This is a genomic window from Aquicoccus sp. SU-CL01552 (assembly GCF_040365005.1).
In the GTDB taxonomy this organism is placed as follows: Bacteria; Pseudomonadota; Alphaproteobacteria; order Rhodobacterales; family Rhodobacteraceae; genus Antarcticimicrobium.
In genome coordinates, this window is record NZ_BAABWV010000014.1 from 20,041 (window position 1) to 40,963 (window position 20,923).

The following is a 20,923-nucleotide window of genomic DNA, read 5'->3' on the forward strand; positions in this document are numbered from 1 at the left end:
CGGCCGATCATTGGTGAAAACAAACCTTTACCCCCAGAGGACCCTTGTCGGTACCATCGCGTGGCGACCCCCGTTTAGTCAAACCCCAATTGCCCAATGTCACCGGACCATCGCAAATGGCTGCGCGCCCGGGCTACACATCTGCCGGCGGATTTGGCATGAGGGGGCAGTCATCGCCGCAAGGAGTTCCCGGATGAGCCGACTGGATGTTTTCATCGACCGCATGGTGTCGCAACGCGCCTGTCTGGATTTCGCCATCGCCGAGACCGCCGCAATGCCGGGGCCGGCGTTCGAACTGGGGCTGGGCAACGGGCGCACCTATCACCACATGCGCGAAAAGATCGTCGGGCGGGACATCTACGTGTTCGAGCGCGCCATCGCCTCGAACCCCGCGTCGACACCGGACGAGGCCTTTACCATCCTTGGCGACGTGATGGAGACCCTGCCGCAGACGTTGGAGAGGTTCGGCGCCACCGCCAGCCTGATCCACGCGGACCTGGGCGGCCACAACCTGAAGAAAAACGACCTTTTTGCCCACAAGGTCTCGCCGCTGATCGAGCCGCTTCTGGCCAAGGGCGGGTTGATGGTGTCCTCCGACCGGATGTATTTCGACGCGCTTGAGGAACTGCCGCTGCCCGAGGGCGCGGTGCCGGGGCGGTGTTTCGTCTATCGCAAGTAGACCGGACCCAAGCAGATCGGGCGCAAATAGACCGGGCATCGGCCCCTTGGGACATCGAGGAATGGGCGTATCAGGACCTTCGGGCGCTTGCCCCGGCTTCTGGCACAGGCTTTAACGCATATGTCGCTCAGTGGCGTTAGTGCTGGCGGCAGGACAATTCAGGAGGTCGAGCCGATGCTCACGGCAGCCATGCACAACGTACCCTTCGACCAGCTCGAAATCGGGATGGAGGCGGCGCGAACCCGGACCTTGCAGGCCGAGGATCTGTTCGTCTTTGCCAATAGTTCGGGCAACGTGAACCCGATGCACCTGCCGGACGAGGATGGCGATGGCGATGGCAAGCCCGAGGCGGTGGCGCCGGGAATGTGGGTCGCCTCGCTGATCTCGGCGGTGCTGGGCTGTGACCTGCCCGGGCCGGGCACGCTGTACCATTCCCAGACCCTGCGGTTTCTGCGCCAGGCGAATGCGGGCGACACCCTGACCGTCAAGGTGCGGCTGACCGCCAAGGCCCCGGATCGGCTGGTGAGTTTCGATACCTGGATCGAGACTGCGGCGGGCGAGCGTGTCCTGGAGGGTGAGGCACAAGTCTATGCCCCGGAAAAACCGATGAGCTTCGCACCCGAGGATCTGCCGGGCCTGACCCTGCAACGGCATGTGCATTTCGACCGGCTGCTGAGCATGGCCGAACCGTTGCCGCCGATCCCCACCGCCGTCGTGGCCCCGGAAAAGCCCGATGCGCTGGCCGGCGCGATCCTGGCTGCCCAACATACGCTGATCCACCCGATCCTGATCGGCCACGCCGAGCGCATCGCCGAGGCCGCCGAGGAAGAGGGGATCGACTTGGCCCCTTACCGCATCGTCGATGTGCGCGATCACCGGCTGGCGGCGCAGGAGGCTGTGCGCATGGTGCTGGCGCGGGAGGCGGCGGCGCTGATGAAGGGGCATCTGCACACCGACATCCTGCTGAGCGAGGTGGTCAAGCGCGACGGCGGGCTGCGCAAGGGCGGGCGGCGGCTGAGCCATGTTTTCGTGATGGATGTGCCGGGGCTCGATCACCTGCTGATGGTAACCGATGCGGCGATCAACATCTCGCCCGATCTCAAGGTCAAGGCCGACATCGTGCAGAACGCGATCGACCTGGCGCATGCGCTGGGCATGGCCGAGCCCAAGGTGGGCGTGTTGTCGGCGGTCGAGGTGATCAACCCGGCGATCCCCTCGACGCTCGATGCCGCCGCGCTGTCGAAAATGGCCGAGCGCGGCCAGATCACCGGCGGGCTGGTCGACGGGCCGCTGGCAATGGACAACGCGATCAACATCGGCGCCGCGGCGACCAAGGGCATCCGCTCGCTGGTGGCGGGCCGGGCCGAGATCCTGGTCGCGCCCAATATGGAATCGGGCAACATGCTGGCCAAGGAGTTGACCTTTCTGGCCCATGCCGAGGCCGGGGGCGTGGTGATGGGCGCCAAGTGTCCGATCATCCTGACCAGCCGGGCCGATGACGACCAGGCGCGGCTGGCGTCCTGCGCGGTGGCCGCGCTTTATGCCGATCATGTGGCGGGGGGCGCATCATGAGCGTGATCCTGACGCTGAACGCCGGCAGTTCCTCGATCAAGTTCGGGGTGCACGAAACCGGCGACGAGCCGCCGCTGCTGGCCTCGGGGCAGGTGGAAAACCTCGGCCCGCTGGCCCGGCTGAAGGTCAAGGGCGAAGCGGCGCGCGAGATTGGCCCGGCCGATCACGCGGTGGCGCTGCGCGCGATCCTGGACGCGCTTTCGCCGGTGCTGGAGGGGCGCAAGGTCCTGGGCGTCGGGCACCGGATCGTGCATGGCGGCAAGAGGTTCGGTGACCCGGTGCGGCTGACAACGGAGGTGATCGACCAGCTGCGCACGCTGGAGCCGCTGGCGCCGCTGCACCAGCCGCATAACCTCGCCGCCGTCGACGCGGCGCGCGTGGCCTTTCCCGAGGCGCTGCAACTGGGGTGTTTCGATACCGCCTTTCACCGCGGGCACCCGTTCGTCAATGACGCCTTCGCGCTGCCGCTGCGGTTCTACGAACAGGGCGTGCGCCGCTACGGGTTCCACGGGCTGAGCTATGATTACATCACCTCCTGCCTGCGCAAGGACTGGCCGGAGCTGGCCAAGGGCCGGGTGGTGGTGGCGCACCTGGGCAACGGCGCCTCGATGTGCGCGATCAAGGACGGGCACAGCGTCGGCTCGACGATGGGGTTCTCGGCGCTGGATGGCTTGCCGATGGGCACCCGCTGTGGTCAGCTTGATCCGGGCGTGCTGCTGTACCTGATGGCTCAGGGCATGGGCGCGCCGGAGATCGAGCGCATCCTCTACCATGAGAGCGGGCTCAAGGGGCTGTCGGAGATCAGCCATGACATGCGCACGCTGCTGGCCAGCGACGATCCGCGCGCGGCGCAGGCGGTGGAGTATTATGTCTTTCGTCTGCGGCGCGAACTGGGGGCGATGGCCGCCGTTCTGGGCGGGCTGGACGGCGTGGTGTTCACCGGCGGTATCGGCGAACACGCCGCCCCGATCCGCGCCCAGGTGCTCGAAGGGATGGAATTCCTCGGGCTCGGTCTGGATGCCGGGGCGAACGACAAGGATGCCACGCAGATCGGCACCGGCCCGGTCGAGGTTCTGGTGATCCCCACCGACGAGGAGCGGGTGATCGCCCGCGCGGTGAGCAAAGCGCTGGAATAAGGCCCGGCCAGTGCCCGGGCGAAACAGGGAATGCAACATTTGCATGGCACCGGGACGTTCCGTCATCCGGACAAGACAGGCTTACGCATGGGCATCCCCGCGTCTATCCTGACCCGAACAGGAGGAGACCGCATGATATTCTACGATTGTTCCACCGCGCCCAACCCGCGCCGGGCGCGCATGTTCATCGCCGAAAAGGGTTTGGAGATCGAGACCCGCGATGTTTCCATCGCGAAGGGAGAGCAGCTTTCGCAGGACTTCCTCGCGGTCAATCCGCGCGGCACGATCCCGGTGCTGGTCACCGATGACGGCACGGTGCTGTCCGAGAACCTCGGCATCGCCGCCTATCTGGAGGCGGCGTTTCCCGAGCCACCGCTGATGGGGGTTACGCCTGAGGAAAAGGGGCTGGTGATGATGTGGAACGCCATCGTCGAACAGCAGGGCGGGATGCCGATCGCCGAGGTGCTGCGCAACACCAACCCCCACATGAAGGGGCGCGCCATTCCCGGCCCACAGGATTTTGAGCAGATCCCCGAACTGGCCGAGCGGGGCCGCGCCCGCGTCGGGTTCTTTTTCGACCAGTTGGAGGAGCGGTTGCAGCACAGCCCATGGCTGGCGGGGGAGCGGTTCACGCTGGCCGATATCACCGGCTTTGTCTTCGTCGATTTCGCGCGGGTGATCCGCGCCCGCATCCCCGAAGACAACAGCGCCACGCTGGATTGGTTCGACCGGATCAAGGCGCGACCCAGCGCGGCGCTGTAGTCAGGCGCACGTCAGGTCAGGCGCTGTAGCACGGCGTCGGCCTGATCGCGTACCTTGCGGGCCGCCTCCATGCGCACCGGACCATAACCGCGGATCTCCATCGGGGCAGCGAGGACTTCGGTGAATTCCTCTTCGCGATCAGCGCTGTAGCGGGTGGCGATGCTATCGAGTGCATCCTCGTACCAGGTGAGCAGGTCGCGGTGCAACCGGGCTTCTTCGTGGTAGCCGAACGGGTTGAACGGCGTGTTCCGCAGCCCTTTCATCCGTGCCAGCAGGCGGAATCCGGCGCCCATCCACGGGCCGAACTTGCGCTTGAGCGGGCGGCCGCGGGCATCCTTTCGCCGGTTCAGCAGCGGCGGGGCGAGGTGGTAGTTGACCTTGAAATCGCCTTCGAACTGCTGGTTCAGCTCTTCCTCGAACCGGCGGTCGGCCATCAGGCGGGCGACCTCGAACTCGTCCTTGTAGGCCATCAGCTTGAACAGCGACCGGGCCGCAGCGCGCAGCAGATCCTCCGAGGCGCCGGGGCATTTTGTACGAAAATCGGCCAGTTTCGTACGGTAGCGTTCCGCATAGGCCGCGTCCTGGTAACCGGCCAGGAAATCGGCGCGCCGGTCGATCATCTGATCGAGGGTTTCCGTGGGCGCCTCCTCTTCCCGATAGGCCGCCTCGAGCTGCTCCGGCGCCTCGGCCATGATCCGGCCGATGGCAAAGGCGGCGCGGTTGGCCTCGGCCTGCACCCCGTTCAGCAGGATCGCCTGGCCCAGTGCGGCGGCGCTGACCGGCACCAGCCCCTTTTGCCAGGCAAAGCCCAGCATCATGACATTGGCAAAGACGGAATCGCCCAACAGCTTTTCCGCTGCCGCGTTGGCATCAAAAGCCGAGAGGTTTTGCGCGCCGATCACGCTGGCGATCACCTGTTCGCGGGCGTCGGGTTTCAACTGTGCGTCGCGCTGCAGCACCAGGTCGCCGGTGGGCATCTCGGCCCGGTTCAGCACCATGCGGGTGCCGGGGCGGTAATGGGCGCTGGCCTTGGGGGCGGAGCTGACGACGATATCGCAGCCGATCACCGCGTCGGCGGCACCGGGGCCGATCCGCACCTGGTTGATCGCTTCGGGCGCCGTGCCCAGACGAATATAGCTGAGCACGGTGCCGAATTTCTGCGCGAACCCGGTGAAGTCGAGCACCGAACTGCCCTTGCCCTCCAGATGCGCGGCCATGGTGATCAGGGCGCCGACGGTCACCACGCCGGTGCCGCCGACGCCGGTGACCAGCAGATCGAAGGGGGAGTCGAGCGCGGGCAGGTCGGGGGCGGGCAGGGTGCCCTCCAGCCCGAGGAAATCCAGATCGGCCGCCGCGCGTTTGCGCCGGGTGGCGCCCTCGACGGTGACGAAGCTGGGGCAGAAACCGTTCAGGCAGGAGAAATCCTTGTTGCAGGAATTCAGGTTGATCTTGCGCTTGCGGCCCAGCGGGGTTTCGCGCGGCTCGACGCTGAGGCAGTTGGACTCAACTGAGCAATCGCCGCAGCCTTCGCAGACTAGATCGTTGATCCATGCGAACCGCTTCGGGTCGTCCATGGTGCCGCGCTTGCGTCGGCGGCGTTTCTCGGTGGCGCAGGTCTGTTCATAGATCAGGACGGTGACACCGGGGATCTCGCGCAGCTCGCGCTGCACCGTGTCCATCTCGGCGCGGTCGTGGAACGTGGTGTCGGCGGGGAAATCGCCATGTCGGAACTTGCCGATATCATCCGAGACCAGAGCGATGCGTTGCACCCCCTCGGCGCGGCAGGTCTGGGCGATGCCATGGACGCTGACCGGGCCGTCGACGGGCTGGCCGCCGGTCATGGCGACGGCGTCGTTATACAGGATCTTGTAGGTGATGTTGGTGTTTGCCGCGACCGCCTGCCGGATGGCGAGACTGCCGGAGTGATACCAGGTGCCCTCGCCCAGGTTCTGAAAGATATGCTTGCCGCCGGTGAACTTGCTGGCCGCCACATGCGGCACGCCCTCGCCGCCCATCTGGGCATAGCCATAGGTTTCGCGGTTCATCCAGCTGGCCATCACGTGGCAGCCGATACCGCTGGCTGCGCGCGAGCCTTCGGGCAGCTTGGTCGAGGTGTTGTGCGGGCAGCCCGAGCAGAAATAGGGCGTGCGGTTGGCCCCCGCGACATTGAGCAGGGTGGGCGGGGTGTCGGTAAGGGCCTCGGCCTTTTGCGGCAGGTTTTCGTCGGGAAAGAACCGGTCGAGCCGGTCGGCGACGATGGGCGCCAGCATCAGCGGATCAAGCTCGCCCGTCCAGGGGATCAGCGGCGCGCCCTTGCTGTCGTATTTTCCGACCATCTTCTCGGGCTTGTGCCCGGGCCAGTCATAGAAATACTCCTTGAACTGGCTCTCGATGATGCCGCGCTTTTCCTCGACCACCAGTACCTCGCGCTTTTCGCGCACGAATTCCAGCGCGTCGCGCCGCGCCAGTGGCCAAACCATGCCGACCTTGTAGATGTCGATGCCGAGGCGGCGGCAGGCGGATTCATCCAGGCCCAGAAGGCGCAGCGCTTCCATCAGGTCGAGATGGCCCTTGCCGGTGGTGACGAAGCCGAACCGCGCGTCGGGGATGCCATAGATCGCGCGGTCGATCGGGTTGGCCTCGACAAAGCTTTCGACCGCGCGCAGCTTGTGCTGGATGCGGGTCTCGATCTCGGCGCTGGGCAGATCGGCGGCGCGCACGTGCAGCCCGCCGGGGGGCAGGTCGAGCGGGGGCAGGGTAAAGGCGCGGTCGGGCCGCAGCGTGACCGAGCGGGCCGATTCCACGGTTTCCGAGATCGCCTTGAACCCGACCCAGGTACCGGAATAGCGCGACAGCGCCAGCCCGTATTCGCCGTATTCGAGATATTCCTCGACCGAGGCGGGGTTCAGCGTGGGCATGAACCAGGCCATGAAGGCGACGTCGCTTTGATGCGGCATCGAGGAGGAGACGCAGCCGTGATCGTCGCCGGCGACCACCAGCACGCCGCCCTTGGGGGCGCTGCCATAGGCGTTGCCGTGTTTCAGCGCATCGCCGGAGCGGTCAACGCCCGGTCCCTTGCCGTACCACATGGAGAACACGCCGTCGTATTCGCACGCGGGATCGAGGCTGGCCTGCTGCGCGCCCAGAACGGCAGTGGCGCCGAGATCCTCGTTCACGGCAGGCATGAAGGTGATGCGGTCGGCCTCGAGCCGTTTGCGCGCGCGCCATAGCTCCAGGTCGAGCCCGCCCAGCGGCGAGCCGCGATAGCCCGACACGAACCCGGCGGTGTTCAGCCCGGCGTCGCGGTCGCGGCGGGCCTGGTCCATCATGATCCGCGCCAGCGCCTGGGTGCCGGTCAGAAAGACGCGGCCCGAGGTATGGGTGTAGCGGTCGTCGAGTTGATAGGTGCGAAACCCGGTGTCCTGCTTGGTCATGGCGCGTGCCCCCTGGCGAATGTGATGGGGTGCAATCATGGTCCGCTGACGGCGGAAAAATGTTTCAGATTTTGTGGCATTTGGCAGAATTTCGGTTAAGTCATTCATTGAGGTGGCTATTGATGAAACAGGAAACCGGGCATGGATCTGGATCGGCGCGATATCAAACTGCTGCGGCTGTTGCAGGAGGATTGCAGACGCTCGAACGCGGAACTGGCCGAGGCGGTGGGCATGTCGGCCTCGGCCCTGTGGCGGCGGGTGCGGGCGCTGGAAGAGGCCGGGGTGATCGAACGCTATGGCGCGGTGGTCGATCCCGGCGAGATGGGATTGGGCTTCGAGGCGATCGTGCATGTGCATCTGACCCGCCACGATCCGGACCGGATCGTCGAGTTCATCCGCGCGGTCGAGGCCAGCGCCGAGGTGCAGGAATGCTATGCCACCACCGGGCAGGCCGATTACCACCTGCGGGTGCTGTGCCGCGATCTGGAGGCCTATAACCGGTTCCTCGAGGGGTTCTTGTTCCGGTTGCCGGCGGTGAACAGCGCCCAGACCAACGTGGTTTTGCGCACGATCAAGCGAAACCGCCCGGTGACCCGCTAGCACTGTTCCTGTTTTCGCAACGGTTTGTGAGCGTTGAATGGATTGTTCAGGGCCTGCGCGCCCGACCGAATACCCAGGTCCTGTTAACAAAATTTCCTTGCTTCAAATGGTCGCGCTGCGTGAAGATGCATTCCAAGGGCAAGTTTTTTGTTTCATTCGCCCGATCAGGGGGCAGAGACTTGAAGTTGTACAAGGTCTCGTCGTTGTTTCGGCGCCGTGTTTCGGTGCCTTTGGCCGCATGCGTCGCACTGGTGGGCGCATTGGGCTGCGGCGTGCCCGCCGCGCGGGCCGAGATCGACCCGCTGGATGCCCCGCCGGAACGGGTCCTGTTCGCGGAAGGGGATACCATTCGCGGCATCGTCGGCACCTATCTCAGCGATCCCGATCTCTGGCCCGTGGTGCTGGCGCTGAACAACATCGCCTCGCCCGCCGACCTGGTTCCGGGGGTCGAACTGGCCCTGCCGGTGCGGCAGGTGTTCGCCGCCGACAGCGCGCTGATGGCGTCGCTTCAGGCGATCCAGAGGGCCACCGCCGAGGGTGCGCGGATCTTTGCCCCGAGCCAGATCGGCAGCGCCATCGAGAACCGCGATACCGCCGTGTCCCGGCGCGAGCACGGCGAATGGCGGCAGGTGGTCAGCTTCTCCGGGGTGGCCTCGGGGTTTGCCGAGGAGGCGCTGGAGATTTCCATCGCGCAGCGGGACCGCGCCGCGGAGGCGGTGGTCTCGGACGTGCAGGGGCGGGTCGAGGGGCGTGCGCCCTCGGAGCCGCGTTGGTCGGATCGTGAGACCAACGACATCCTCGTGGAGTACGAGCGGCTGCGCACGCTGTCCAATTCCACCACGCAGGTGACGTTCCGCGATCTCAGCCGGTTGCGGCTCAATCCCAATTCCAACGCCACGATCCAGCGGATGCGCTCGGACCCGTTGACCGGGGGAGAGGTGACCAAGGTGTCGCTGGCCGAGGGCGATTTCTATGCGCTGCTGAACCAGCTGTCGGACAAGACCGCCTTTGAAATCGAGGTGCCGGGGGTAGAGACCACCACCAATTCCTCTGATTTCTGGATCAAGAACGACGCCAGCGGCGCGCGGTTCGTCAACTATGACACGCCCGGGCTGGAGATCGCGCGGGGCGGCGAGAGCATCCTGGTCGGCGAGAACGAGGGGGTGGTGCTGACTGGGGCCGGGGCGCAGCGGGCGCAGGTGTTGCAAAGCCCGATCGTGATCGCCCCGCCGGTGGGGGCCGTCATCTATACCGCGTCGGCGGCGCTGGACTGGGAGGTGCTGGAGGGCGCCGAGGCCTATTGGCTGGAGGTGGCCGCCGATCCGGGGTTCAACCAGATGAAGATTTCCGAGTGGGGCATCGGGGAGGTCGGGTTCCGGGCCGAGGGGCTGGCGCCGGGGCGGTATCACTGGCGGGTGGCGGCGCTGGACCAGCTGGGTCTGCCCGGAGAGTGGAGCACGCCGCGCGACTTTACCCTGCGGGTGGACGATACCCCGCCGTTCCTGACGTTGCTGTCGCCGGCGGACGGGGTGATCCTGACCGCGCCGCAGACCGAGGTTCTGGGCGCGTCGGAGCCGGAGGCGCGGCTGAGCCTGAACGGGGCGCCGCAGGAGATGGCGGGCGACGGCAGTTTCCTTGCCGGCCTGCCGCTGCAACCGGGGCCGAACCAGATCACCGTGGTCGCCACCGATCTTGCCGGCAACGAGAGCCGCCGCAGCCTGAGCGTGGTCTATCGTCCGGCGGCGGCGGTCGAGATCACGCTGGCCGCCGGCATTCCGCGCGTCGACGGCGCGCTTGCGGCGCGGGCCGATATTCTGTCGGTGCGGGGCCGTGCCACCGGTGAACCCGGTGCCGAGGTGGTGGTGCGCGACGCGGGGGGCACCGAGGTGCTGCGCACCCGGCTGGCGACCGACGGCGGGCTGGGCTTCACCGTGCCGGTGGACGCGGCGCCGCGCGACTATCGGATCGAGGTGCTGGCACCGGGCGGCGCGGTCGAGGGCACGCTCGCGTTCGCCGCGCTGAGCGACCGGACCCCGCCGGAGATCACGCTGGACGTGCCGCCGCCGCGCGCCACCGGCGAGGACGTGGTGCAGGTCTCCGGCAGCATCGGCGATGCGGCGCGGCTGGAGCTGGACGGCACCGAGGTGCCGCTGGTGGACGGTCGGTTCGACCTGACGCTGACCCTGCAGCCGGGCGAGAACAGCTTTGAACTGGCGGCCAGTGATGCGGTGGGCAACGTGGCGCTGACGCCGCTGCGGTCGCTCTATGACATCGACCCGCCGGAAATCCTGCGGGTCGAGCTGGGTCGTCCGCAGGGGCCGGGCGGGCCGATCGAGATCCTGGCCGAGGCGCGGGACGTCAGCGGGCTGCGGAAGACCGCGCCCTTTGTCATCGCCATCGACGGGGTCGAGGTGGACGGGTTCCTGCGCTGTGACAGCGCGACCGGGCTGTGCCGGGCCAACCTGCCGCCCGAGCCGGGGTCATTGGACCTGATCGAACTGGTTATCGAGGATTATGCCGGAAACGCGGCGTTTGAGTAACGACAGGCCGGTCGCCCGCGCGCGACCCGGTAACGGAGGACGACGAATGCGGATCGCACGGATGTGGACGGTGGCGCTGCTGGGGCTGGTCATGCTGGCCGATGCGGGAGGCGTCCAGGCCCAGGCCGCGCCACCGGAAGAGGGTCTTCTGGTGGTGTACGGGCGCCGCGCGGCCAGCCGCGAGGGGGATGTCGATCACCGCGAGCAGATCTTCTTCAGCCTGCCCGCCGACCTGCGCGACCGGGTGTACCTGCGGCTCTATGATCCCGAGACCGGCGGAACCGGGGATTTCACCTATGGCGGCAGCGCGGATTCGGAGACCACCTTTCGCCTGTTCGGCGGCGAGGGGGCCTTTACCGCCGCCGCGCGACCGGAACCTGTGGCCGACGGGGCGCGCGCGGCGCGGATCGACTTTGTCCCGGTGACGGGGCCGGGCAAACTGCTGAAGGAGAAAAGCTGGCGCAACGAGGCGGAGACCGACAACCGGTGGGTCAACCTGACCGCCGTGCGCGCGCGGCAGGGTGAGGTGATGGGCGAGCGGGCCTATTTCCGGCTCGACGTGCAGGGGACCGAGGGCAACGACGGCAACAGCTATTCGCTGGGGCTGAGCCTGTCGCGCGACCGCGACCGTCCGCCCGAGGGGCTGGAGATCTTTGCCTATCGGCCGACCGTGCGCTGGTCGGCGGCCAACCCGGCGACGCGGGTGCGCTTTGCCCACGCGGGCGGGCCGGTGACGGTGCAGAGTTTCGACGGCGCGAATGGCGAATTGACGGTGGTCACTGATTTCGAGGACCTCGGCCTGCGGATTTCCGGCCAGGACTTCTGGACCTCGGACAGCGTGGAGGCCGAAGCCGGCGACCTCGCGGTCAGCCTGCTGGGCGGGTTCGAGGCGCCTAATGACGTCACCATCGCGTTATTCGACGCCGAAGGTGCGCCGGTGCCTCTGCAGATGCCGCCCGAACGCGCACCGGTGCCGGCCCGGCCTACGGCGGTGGGCAGCGCGCGGCCGCTGGCCGATTGCCGCTCGGTCGCCTTTGACGCCAGCGCCTCAAGCGGCGGCGCGCTGTTGTCCTACCTGTGGGATTTCGGCGACGGCAGCCGCGCGCAAGAGCCGGTGATCGTCCATCGCTATGACACGCCGGGCCGTTATACCGCCCGGTTGGAGGTGGTCGAGGACGGCACCCGCCCCGGTCGCAGCAAGGCCTTGGAACTGCCGGTGCATGTGCGCAACGCGCCGGTGGCAGTGCCGGGGCCCGACGTCGTGGTGGCGCCGGGAGAGCCGGTGGATTTCGACGGCAGCGCCTCGCAACCCTCGGACAGTCCGATCAACCGCTATCGCTGGAGCTTCGGCGACGGCACCGTGGCCGAGGGCGCGCGCGCCAGCCATGTCTATGCCACGCCGGGCCAGTACCGCGCGGTGCTGCGGGTCGAGGATGGCGTCGCGCACCCGTGCAACTTCGGCGTCGAGACGCGGCGGGTGACCGTTAACTTTCCCCCCGTGGCCGAGGCCGGGGCGGATCAGCAGGCGGTGGTCGGCCAAGAGGTGATCTTCAGTGCCGGGGCGAGCTATGACATCGACGGGCTGATCGACGCCTATGCCTGGGACATGGGGGATGGCACCGTTCTGGAGGGCGAGACCGTCACCCACCGGTTCACCGGCTCGGGCGCCTACACCGTGACGCTGCGGGTGAGTGATGACAGCGGCGTGGCCAACGAAACCGCGCTGGATCGTATGACGGTGGTGGTCAACGCGCCGCCGGAGCCGCGTTTCGACATCCCCGAGCGGCCGGTCTCGGTGTCGGAGATCGCCACGCTGGATGGCTCGAGTTCCGCCGATGCGGACGGGCAGATCCTGTCCTATATCTGGGATTTCGGCGACGGGGCCACCGGCGAGGGGCAGGTGGTGAACTATGCCTGGACCGAGGCCGGCGCCTTTACCGTGACGCTGACCGTGATCGACGACAGCGGCACCGCCTCGGCGTTGCAAACCACCTCGCGCGTGGTGCGGGTGGATGCGGCGCCGGTGGCCGAGGCCGGGCCGGACCAGTTCGTGACCGCCAGCGTGGTGCAGTTTGACGGCGGTGCCTCGACCGATGCGGATGGCGCCGTGACAAGCTGGGAGTGGGACTTCGGCGACGGGGCGCGCGCCAGTGGGCAAAAGGTGGAACATGCCTATGAGCGCGCGGGCGTCTACGAGGTGGCGGTGGTCGTGCGCGACGACAGCGGTGCGCCGCTGAACATGGACCGCGACACCCTGCGGGTGGTGGTGAACGCCACGCCGATCGCCGATGCGGGGCCGCCGCAGGTGGTGGCGCCGGGCGAGGAGTTCGTTTTGTCCGGGCGCGCCTCGCTCGATCCGGACGGGGCAATCGCGGCGTACATTTGGCGCTTTCCCGACGGCAGCGAGAAGAGCGGGGTGCGGGTGGCGCATGCGCTGGACACGCCGGGGCTGCACCGGATCGGACTGACCGTGTCGGACAATTTCCGCGGCGGTGCGGCGCAGGATGAATCCGAAGTGCTGATCACCGTCAACGCGCCGCCGGTGGCGGTGGCGGGGGCCGACATGCTGATCGCGCCGGGCGACAGCGTGACCTTTGACGCGCGGCAGTCCTTCGACCCCGACGGCCGGCTGGTGGGCTATCGCTGGGCGTTCGACGACCTCGGCAATCCGCTGGATGCGCCGACGGTGGAGCGGGCCTATGTCACGCCGGGGGTGTGGTCGGCGCAGCTTGTCGTCACCGATGACAGCGGCGTGGCCAACGGCACCGCCAGCGACGACGTGACGATCCGGGTGAACCACGCGCCGCAGGCCGAGGCCGGCCCGGCACAGACGGTCGAGCGGCTTTACGTCGCGTTTGACGGCTCGGGGTCCTCTGATGCGGATGGCGATGCGTTGATCTATCGCTGGGACTTTGGCGACGGGTCGCCTCCGGGCTTTGGCGCGCAGGCCTCCCATGCCTATGCCCGGCCGGGGGTCTACCCGGTGACGCTGCGGGTGGATGATGGCACCGGGCTGTCCAATGCGCGGGCGATCGACGCCACCACGGTCAAGATCCGGGCCCGCCCGATGGCCGAGGCGGGTGGCAACCGGGATGTCTGTTCGGGTGAGCCGATCCTGTTCGACGCCTCCGACAGTGTCGATCCCGATGGCGGGTTGTTGCTCTATTCCTGGGATTTCGGGGACGGCAGCACCTCGGACCTGATCAACCCGACAAAGACCTATGAGCTTCCGGGCGTCTACCCGGTGACGCTGCGGGTGCGCAACGAGACGGGCACCGAGTACGGCAGCGGGCTGGACCGGATCGCCGCGCTGGTGCGCGAGGGGCCGATCGCGGATGCGGGCGAGGATCTTCAGGTCTGTGCCAATACCAAGGTGCGGTTCGACGGGTCCGACTCCACCGACGCGGACGGGGCGGTCAACGCCTTTAGCTGGACCTTCGGCGATGGCGGCACCGGCAGCGGCGATACGCCCGAGCATATCTTTACCCGGCCGGGCACCTTCACGGTGACGCTGACCATCACCGGAGAGGCACAGGGTGCCTGCAGCCCGCTGGACACCGACACCACCGAGGTCGTTGTGCTGCCCGCGCCCGAGCTTTCGGTGGAGGGACCGGAGCGGACGGCGGCGGGCGCGCCCACCAGCTTTGCGGCGATGGTATCCGAGACAGGCGGCGGAACCGCGACCCGGTTTTCGTGGGATTTCGGTGACGGCACCACGGTGGAGGGCCCCGAGGTCGACCATGCCTGGGCCGCGCCGGGGGCCTATACGGTGACCCTGCGCACCGAACTGGACGGCGGCAGCGCGGGCTGCGGCGAATTGGAGGCGGTCCGCCGCGTGGTGGTCAATGCCGCGCCGGAGCCGCTGATCGACGGGCCGGTCACGCTTGCCGTCGGGCAAGAGGCGACTTTCGACGCCAGCCAGTCGGCGGACAGCGACGGCGCGATCACCGGCTATGGCTGGGATTTCGGCGATGGGAGCACGGCCAGCGGCGTGCAGGCGGCGCATCGCTTTGACCAGCCGGGCAGCTATGAGGTGCTGCTGACGGTGCGCGACGATGCAGGTGTCGACAACAGCGCCGCGAGCGTGGTTTCGCAGGTGACGGTGCGGCCGATGCCGGTGGCCAACTTGAGTGCGCCGCCGCCGGTCTGCCCGGCGGAACCGGTGCTCTGGACGGTGGACGCCGCGCCCGAGACCCAGGTGCGCTGGATGTTCAGCGACGGGCACGCCGCCGAGGGGGCAGAGGTGCGCCATACCTTCAGCCGGCCGGGCCTGTTTCCGGTGCAGGTGACACTCGACGATGGGGCCGGTCTGCTCAGCAGCCGCTCGAGCGAGGAGGTCTATGCAAGGGTGAATGCCGCGCCTTCGGCGCTGGCCGGACCCGACCGGGTGGTCTGCCCGGGCGAAACCGTGGTCTTTGACGCCGGCCCGTCGACCGACCTGGACGGCATGTTGACCGGCTATGACTGGGCGTTCAGCGACGGGGTGACGTTGAGCGGGGCGCGCGTCGAGCGCAGCTTTGACGGGCCTGGCGCGCTGGAGGTCCGGTTGACGGTGCGCGATGACAGCGGCGCGGCAAGCTGCGACAGCGGCAGCGACAGCGCCCGCATCCTGGTCAACGCGCCGCCCGTCGTGGATGCCGGGCCGGACCGCGAGGTGCCGGTGGGGGCCGCGCATGACGTGGTCCGTTTCGATGCCAGCGGGGCGCGCGATCCGGACGGGCAGGGCGTGCAGGTGGCCTGGCAGTTCGGCGACGGGGCCGGGGCCTCGGGTGCGGTGGCGCGGCATGGCTATGCGGCGCCGGGCGCCTATACGGTGACGGTCGAGGCGCGCGATACCACCGGGCTGGCCTGTGGCGTGGGCCGCGACACGGCGGTGATCACCGCGCGCCTGCGCGAGGAATAGGCGCACATGCGGTTTCCCCTGCGCCTGAAGTTCTTCGTGTTCGCGTCGCTTCTGGCGGTGGTGCCATTGGCGATGGTCGGTCAGAACCTGACGCAACTGGCCCGCGACGAGCTGAAAAGCGCGGCCAACGAGGATCTGACCTCGGTCGCGACCGAGCTGCGCGGCGCCTTTGACAACAGCTTCCAAGGGCGCTGGCTGACGCCGCTGATGGTGATCCGCAACGGCATCGACAGCGCCGAGCTGGGGGTGCCGCAAAAGGTGTCCTTGCTGACCCTGGGGTTGGAGCAGTTGCCGCAGGTGGTGGCGTTGCAACTCTCGGTGCAGGGCTCGGCGGTGCCGATCCTGGTCACCAACGAGGGGTTCGCGGGCAAGCTGGCACAGGCCGGGCTTGACCCGGTGAAGACGCTGGCCACCCCGCCTGACCTGATCAAGGCGATCGGGGAAACCGGGCAGTTCGGCCGCCCGGTGATCGGACGGCTGGCGGAAACCGGTGACTGGATCGCCACGCTGGCGCTGCCGCTGAGCACCACGATCGCCGGGCGACAGGTAACCATGGCGGCCAAGATCGACCTGTCGGAGCTGGGCGAGATGGTGCGCCGCCATCCCTTTGCCCAGCGGGGGGAGATCAGCGTGGTCGACCAGGCCGGGCGGCGGGTGCTGGCGGGCGCGCCGGAGCTTTTGACCGACCGGCAGATCGTCGCCTCGGCGCTGCCGCTGATCGTGGCGGGGGCGCGGGCCGACGCGCTGGAACCCTACGTGCGGCCGGGCGGCACCGCGATGCTGGGGGCCTATGCCTTTCCCGACTGGTTCCCCTGGGCGGTGATCACCGAGTTGAGCGAGGACAGCGCCTATGCGGTGGTCAACGCCATCACCCGGCAGATCCTGATCGTCGGCCTGGTCGGCTTTGTCATCGCCGGCCTTGGCGCACTGGTCTTTGCCCGTCGCCTGACCGGGCCGATCCTGAAGATCGGCGCGGTGGCCGAACGGGTGGGAGAGGGGGACTTCGCGGCGCGGGTCGAGGGCGTGCGCGCCCGCGACGAGATCGGCGATCTCGCCGAGCGGTTCAACCGGATGATCGGCGAATTGGGCGAGCGGCTGGAACTGATGAAATTCGTGTCGCGCGGTACCGTCTCGGCGATCCAGAGCGCCGACCAGGCGGGCATGCACCGGGGCGGCGAGCGGCGGCGAGTTTCGGTCATCTTCACCGATATCCGTGGTTATACCGAGTTTTCCGAGCGCGTCGCGCCCGAGGTGGTGATCGAGGCGCTCAACAGCTATTTCGACGTGCAGACCGAGATCGTCGAGACCTTTGGCGGCGATGTCGACAAGTTCGTCGGCGATGCGCTGGTCGCGGTGTTCGAGGGTGAGGCGATGGAACAGCGCGCGGTGAGCTGCTCGGTCGAGATCACGGCGGCGATGGCGCGGCTGTTGGAGGACTACCCCGAGTACAACCTGCACGTCGGCATCGGCGTCGCCTCGGGCGAGGTGGTGATGGGGGCAATGGGGGCAAGGGCGCGGATGGATTTCACCGTGCTGGGTTCGACCGTGAACCTGTCGGCGCGGCTGTGTTCCAAGGCCGCCCCCGGACAGGTCCTGATCGACCAGGCCACCCGCGACGCGGCGGCGCAGCTGGAGGGGATCGGGTTCGAAAAGCTGGAGCCGATCCCGCTGAAAGGCTATGCCGCGCCGGTGCCGGCCTTTGCCCCGCGCCGGTTGTGAGGGGCGGGATCAGGCCCGGTCAGGCGGCGAAATAGACCCAGGCCCAGGCCATGGCGACATAGGTCAGCTGGTGCATCGCCTGGTCGGCCCCGGTGGCGCGCCAGAACGCGGCCTTGGAGGGGTCGAGTTCCTTGCGGTCGCAGTGCTGCCCCTTCCAGTAGTCGATGTGGTAATGCAGCACCCACTCCACCGCGACGGTGGCGAGGATGAACAGGGCCGGCGCCCCGACCACGGCAAAGGTGATGACCGATCCGACCGTGTGAACGCCGGCGTGCTGGGCACGACCCAGGTGCCAGTATTCGCCGCGACCGGTCAGCATCCGGGGGGTCTGCAGGTAGAAATCGGCAAACATGTGCTTGATCTGCAAGAGGCAGAACAATAGCAGAAGCGTGCCAACGATACCTGTCACAGGTGGGCCCTCCATTAGCCGTGCATGAAAACCTTACGGGTTTCACCTCAGCGCTGCAATTGTCTGGTTGGGATCGCGCGGCTTGTCAGGTTTGGCCTTGCGTCTTATCGTGGCGTAAAGGCCTTTGTTTTCATCCAATCACATCGGGACCGGGATCATCGAAAAGACGCTCTTCGGCTTCATCTGGAAGTATTCGAAGCGGGATCAGCTGATCCTGCTGGTCGTCACCTCGCTGCTGTTCCCGATGCTCTACCTGACGCTGGAACTGCCCAAGCGGATCATCAACGACGCCATCGGCTCGCAAACCGAAACGATCGATGTCCTCGGCATCAAGATGGCGCAGGTCACCTTTCTGGGGGTCTTGTGCATCGGCTTCCTGCTTGCGGTGCTGGGACACGGGCTGCTCAAGATGCGGATCAACACCATGAAGGGGGTGTTGTCGGAGCGGATGCTGCGCCGGTTCCGCTATCAGCTGATCGCGCGGATCCTGCGGTTTCCAAAGCCCTATTTCGAGCGCGTGAGCCAGGGTGAGCTGGTCTCGATGGTCACCGCCGAGAGCGAGCCGATGGGCGGGTTGATGGGCGATGCGATCAGCCAGCCGGTGCTTCAGGCCGGGCAGATGATCACCATCCTGGGGTTCCTTTTCCTGCAAAGCTTCTGGTTCGGGCTGGCGGCGGTTTCGATGATCCCCTTGCAGGCCTGGCTGATTCCCAAGCTGCAACGCCAGATCAACCTGCTGAACAAGAAACGCATCCAGGAGGTGCGGGTGCTGGCCGCGGTGATCGGCGAAAGTGCGGCGGGCGCCAGCGCGCTGCGCATCAACGGCGGCTGGCGCTACCGGATGGCGGCCATCACCGATCAGCTCGGGCGGCTGTTCGACATCCGCTTCGACATCTACCAGAAGAAGTTCTTCATGAAGTTTCTCAACAACTTCATCGGCCAGATGACGCCGTTCTTCTTCTTTTCGATCGGCGGCTACCTGGTGCTGCAGGGGGCGGTGTCGCTGGGGGCGCTGGTGGCGGCGCTGGCCGCCTACAAGGACCTGTCGAGCCCGTGGAAGGAATTGCTAGCCTATTACAACCAGACGCAGGACATGGCGCTGCGCTGGGATGTGATCACCGAGCGGTTTGCGCCGCCCGGCATGGTGGATGAGAGTCTTTTCTCCGGCGAACCCGAGGAGACCCCGCGTCTGACCGGGGACATCGTGCTGGACGGGGTGACGGTGCGCGATGCCGATGGCAACCTCGTTCTGGATGATCTCAATGTCACGCTGCCGGGGGGATCGGTGATCGGCATCGAAGCACCCAGCGAGGAGGACCGTCGCGCGCTGTCCGAACTGTTGACGCGCGAGTTGCTGCCAAGCGCTGGCGATATCCGGTTCGGCGACCACGACCTCGCGACGCTGCACCAGGCGGTGATCGCGGCCCGGATCGGGCATGCCTCGTCCCGTCCGGTGCTGTTCCAGGGCACCTTCGGCGACAACGTGATGATGCCGCTGCGGGTGCGGCCGCAATCGGAGGGGCCGGACAGCGCGCATTTGGCCGAGGCCCTGCGCGCGGGAAACAGTGCCGATCCCTTCGATGTCGAATGGCTGGATCCAAAACTGGCCGGGCTGGACGATCCCGAGGCGTTGCGGGCATGGTGGCTGCGGCTGGTGCAGGGCATGGGGTCGGGCTCGGCCCTGTTCCGGCGCGGGCTGGACCAGAGGTTCGATCCGGCCGACCATTCGGAACTGGCCGCGAAACTGGTCGATCTGCGTCCGAAGGTGCAACAGGCGGTTCGGGATGCCGGGCTGCGCCAATATGCCTATTTCTGCAAACCGGATCTGTACAACCCGGCCCTGCCTGTGGGCGAGAACCTGTTGTTCGCCACGCCGCGTCAGCCGATCACGCGCGAGTTGCTGGTCGGTCAAGCCGACTTTCTGGCCCAGTTACGCGCGATCGGGCTGGACCGGACCCTGCTGGATCTGACCCGTGACGTGATCGACATGCTGCGGCAGATCTTCGGGCTGGACGGCACCGACCATCCGCTGTTTCGCAAGCTGGGGATCGACCCCTCGACCTATGAGACTGCTGTCGATCTCGTGGAGAAGACCCGCGGCAGCGGCGCCGAGGCGTTGAGCGGCGCTGACATGGCGTTGTTGCTGACGGTGCCGTTCCAGATTTCGGCGGAACAGATCGGCCCGGCGTTTTCCGATGAGCTGAAGGCGCGGATCCTGGAACTGCGGGCGGGGCATGCGCGCGAGTTGCAGGACAGCCTGGGTGACCTGTTCGCGCCGCTGGAAATGCAGGCCTTCGCGCCCGGGTTCACGGTGCTGGAGAATGCCCTGTTCGGAAAGATATCCGAGATGGCCGGCAGCAAGGGCGATGAATTGCGTCGGGTGATCGCCGGGGTCATGGTGGAGAACGGCGCGCAGGACTTGGTGATCGAACTGATCTATGACGTGCCGATCGCGCTGGGCGGGCAGAACCTGCCGGCGACCTTTGCCGAACCCCTGTCGCTCAGCCGGGCGACCATCAAGCGGCCGGACGTCCTGATCCTCGACCGGGCGCTGGCAAGCTACGACATGGAAACCCAGGAAGCGGTGTTCAGGAACCTGCGCGCCCTGCTGCCGGACACCACGCTGATCTACATCAACGAGGGGTTCGAGAACGAGCGGGTCTTTGACACCTTTCTCGAGGTGCGGCAGGGCCGCATCGTGAGCGAGGACGAGGGCACCGAGGGCGACGAGGACAGCGGCGCCAGCGCCGACCTCGCCCGCAAGCTGCGCGCGCTGGAACAGACACCGCTGTTTTCCGGGCTCAACCGCAAACAGCTGCGCCTGCTGGCCTTTGGCGCGCGCTGGTACCAGGCGGTGGCGGGCGACGTGGTGTTTCTCAAGGGCGATCAGCCCAAGGACGGCGCCTACATGGTGCTGGAGGGCGAGGCCGGGCTTTACCTGCCGAAGGAGGGCGGGGAAGAGGACCGGCTGATTGCCAAGGTCGGCCCCGGTACGCTGGTCGGCGAGTTGGGGTTGATCCGCAAGGAGCCGCGGGCGCTGAGCATGTTGGCCGAGACCGAGCTGACCTGCCTGCGGATCGGCGAGGAGGAATTCCTCGCCGTGGTCGAGAACGACGCGGCGACCGCCTTCAAGCTGTTGCAGGTGGTGGCCGGCTACGTTTCGAACTGA

At 67.2% G+C, this 20,923-nt stretch carries 11 protein-coding genes; 9 read left to right on the forward strand and 2 right to left on the reverse strand.

Features of this window, described 5'->3' with window-relative positions; genetic code table 11:
- Positions 1-193 precede the first annotated feature (193 nt).
- The 4 genes from ABWV23_RS15595 to ABWV23_RS15610 all read left to right on the forward strand — a co-directional run bounded on the left by ABWV23_RS15595 (position 194) and on the right by ABWV23_RS15610 (position 4,149).
- Positions 194-679 (forward strand): class I SAM-dependent methyltransferase, encoded by a 486-nt coding sequence (locus ABWV23_RS15595; RefSeq protein WP_353349398.1) that lies wholly within the window; start codon positions 194-196, stop codon positions 677-679.
- 174 nt (positions 680-853) lie between these two features.
- The gene (locus ABWV23_RS15600) at positions 854-2,251 is read left to right on the forward strand and encodes a bifunctional enoyl-CoA hydratase/phosphate acetyltransferase (RefSeq protein ID WP_353349400.1); all 1,398 of its coding nucleotides are present in this window, start codon (positions 854-856) and stop codon (positions 2,249-2,251) included.
- Positions 2,248-3,387 (forward strand): acetate/propionate family kinase, encoded by a 1,140-nt coding sequence (locus ABWV23_RS15605; protein WP_353349402.1) that lies wholly within the window; start codon positions 2,248-2,250, stop codon positions 3,385-3,387. The genes ABWV23_RS15600 and ABWV23_RS15605 overlap by 4 nt, the downstream gene beginning before the upstream one ends.
- Positions 3,388-3,519: 132 nt before the next feature.
- Positions 3,520-4,149, forward strand: a complete 630-nt coding sequence (locus ABWV23_RS15610) for a glutathione S-transferase family protein (protein WP_353349404.1) — start codon at positions 3,520-3,522, stop codon at positions 4,147-4,149.
- Positions 4,150-4,160: 11 nt separating this feature from the next.
- On the opposite strand, the gene ABWV23_RS15615 is transcribed toward ABWV23_RS15610, so the two are convergent.
- Entirely contained in the window at positions 4,161-7,583 is a 3,423-nt protein-coding gene (locus tag ABWV23_RS15615) for an indolepyruvate ferredoxin oxidoreductase family protein (protein ID WP_353349406.1), read from the reverse strand.
- Positions 7,584-7,724: 141 nt separating this feature from the next.
- Between ABWV23_RS15615 and ABWV23_RS15620 the strand changes: the two genes are divergently transcribed.
- The 4 genes from ABWV23_RS15620 to ABWV23_RS15635 all read left to right on the forward strand — a co-directional run bounded on the left by ABWV23_RS15620 (position 7,725) and on the right by ABWV23_RS15635 (position 17,345).
- Positions 7,725-8,183 (forward strand): Lrp/AsnC family transcriptional regulator, encoded by a 459-nt coding sequence (locus tag ABWV23_RS15620; protein ID WP_353349408.1) that lies wholly within the window; start codon positions 7,725-7,727, stop codon positions 8,181-8,183.
- A gap of 179 nt (positions 8,184-8,362) precedes the next feature.
- Complete coding sequence (locus ABWV23_RS15625; protein WP_353349411.1) at positions 8,363-10,723, forward strand: FecR domain-containing protein; 2,361 nt, start codon at positions 8,363-8,365, stop codon at positions 10,721-10,723.
- A 46-nt stretch (positions 10,724-10,769) separates the two neighbouring features.
- A complete protein-coding gene (locus ABWV23_RS15630; protein ID WP_353349413.1) occupies positions 10,770-15,626 on the forward strand; it encodes a PKD domain-containing protein in 4,857 nt (1,618 codons plus the stop codon).
- 6 nt (positions 15,627-15,632) lie between these two features.
- Complete coding sequence (locus ABWV23_RS15635; protein WP_353349414.1) at positions 15,633-17,345, forward strand: adenylate/guanylate cyclase domain-containing protein; 1,713 nt, start codon at positions 15,633-15,635, stop codon at positions 17,343-17,345.
- Between the two features lie 19 nt (positions 17,346-17,364).
- Here the strand turns inward: ABWV23_RS15635 and ABWV23_RS15640 are convergent, their stop codons facing one another.
- On the reverse strand, positions 17,365-17,754 hold the full coding sequence (locus tag ABWV23_RS15640; RefSeq protein WP_353349415.1) for a DUF3307 domain-containing protein: 390 nt from the start codon (positions 17,752-17,754) through the stop codon (positions 17,365-17,367).
- Positions 17,755-17,878: 124 nt separating this feature from the next.
- Between ABWV23_RS15640 and ABWV23_RS15645 the strand changes: the two genes are divergently transcribed.
- Positions 17,879-20,923, forward strand: a complete 3,045-nt coding sequence (locus ABWV23_RS15645) for an ABC transporter transmembrane domain-containing protein (RefSeq protein WP_502901661.1) — start codon at positions 17,879-17,881, stop codon at positions 20,921-20,923.

What these genes read in the sequence shown, in the direction of transcription:
- ABWV23_RS15595 (WP_353349398.1), top strand. Translation starts at nt 194, where the DNA reads ATGAGCCGACTGGATGTTTTCATCGACCGCATGGTGTCGCAACGCGCC.
- ABWV23_RS15600 (WP_353349400.1), top strand. Translation starts at nt 854, where the DNA reads ATGCTCACGGCAGCCATGCACAACGTACCCTTCGACCAGCTCGAAATC.
- ABWV23_RS15605 (WP_353349402.1), top strand. Translation starts at nt 2,248, where the DNA reads ATGAGCGTGATCCTGACGCTGAACGCCGGCAGTTCCTCGATCAAGTTC.
- ABWV23_RS15610 (WP_353349404.1), top strand. Translation starts at nt 3,520, where the DNA reads ATGATATTCTACGATTGTTCCACCGCGCCCAACCCGCGCCGGGCGCGC.
- ABWV23_RS15615 (WP_353349406.1), bottom strand. Translation starts at nt 7,583, where the DNA reads ATGACCAAGCAGGACACCGGGTTTCGCACCTATCAACTCGACGACCGC.
- ABWV23_RS15620 (WP_353349408.1), top strand. Translation starts at nt 7,725, where the DNA reads ATGGATCTGGATCGGCGCGATATCAAACTGCTGCGGCTGTTGCAGGAG.
- ABWV23_RS15630 (WP_353349413.1), top strand. Translation starts at nt 10,770, where the DNA reads ATGCGGATCGCACGGATGTGGACGGTGGCGCTGCTGGGGCTGGTCATG.
- ABWV23_RS15635 (WP_353349414.1), top strand. Translation starts at nt 15,633, where the DNA reads ATGCGGTTTCCCCTGCGCCTGAAGTTCTTCGTGTTCGCGTCGCTTCTG.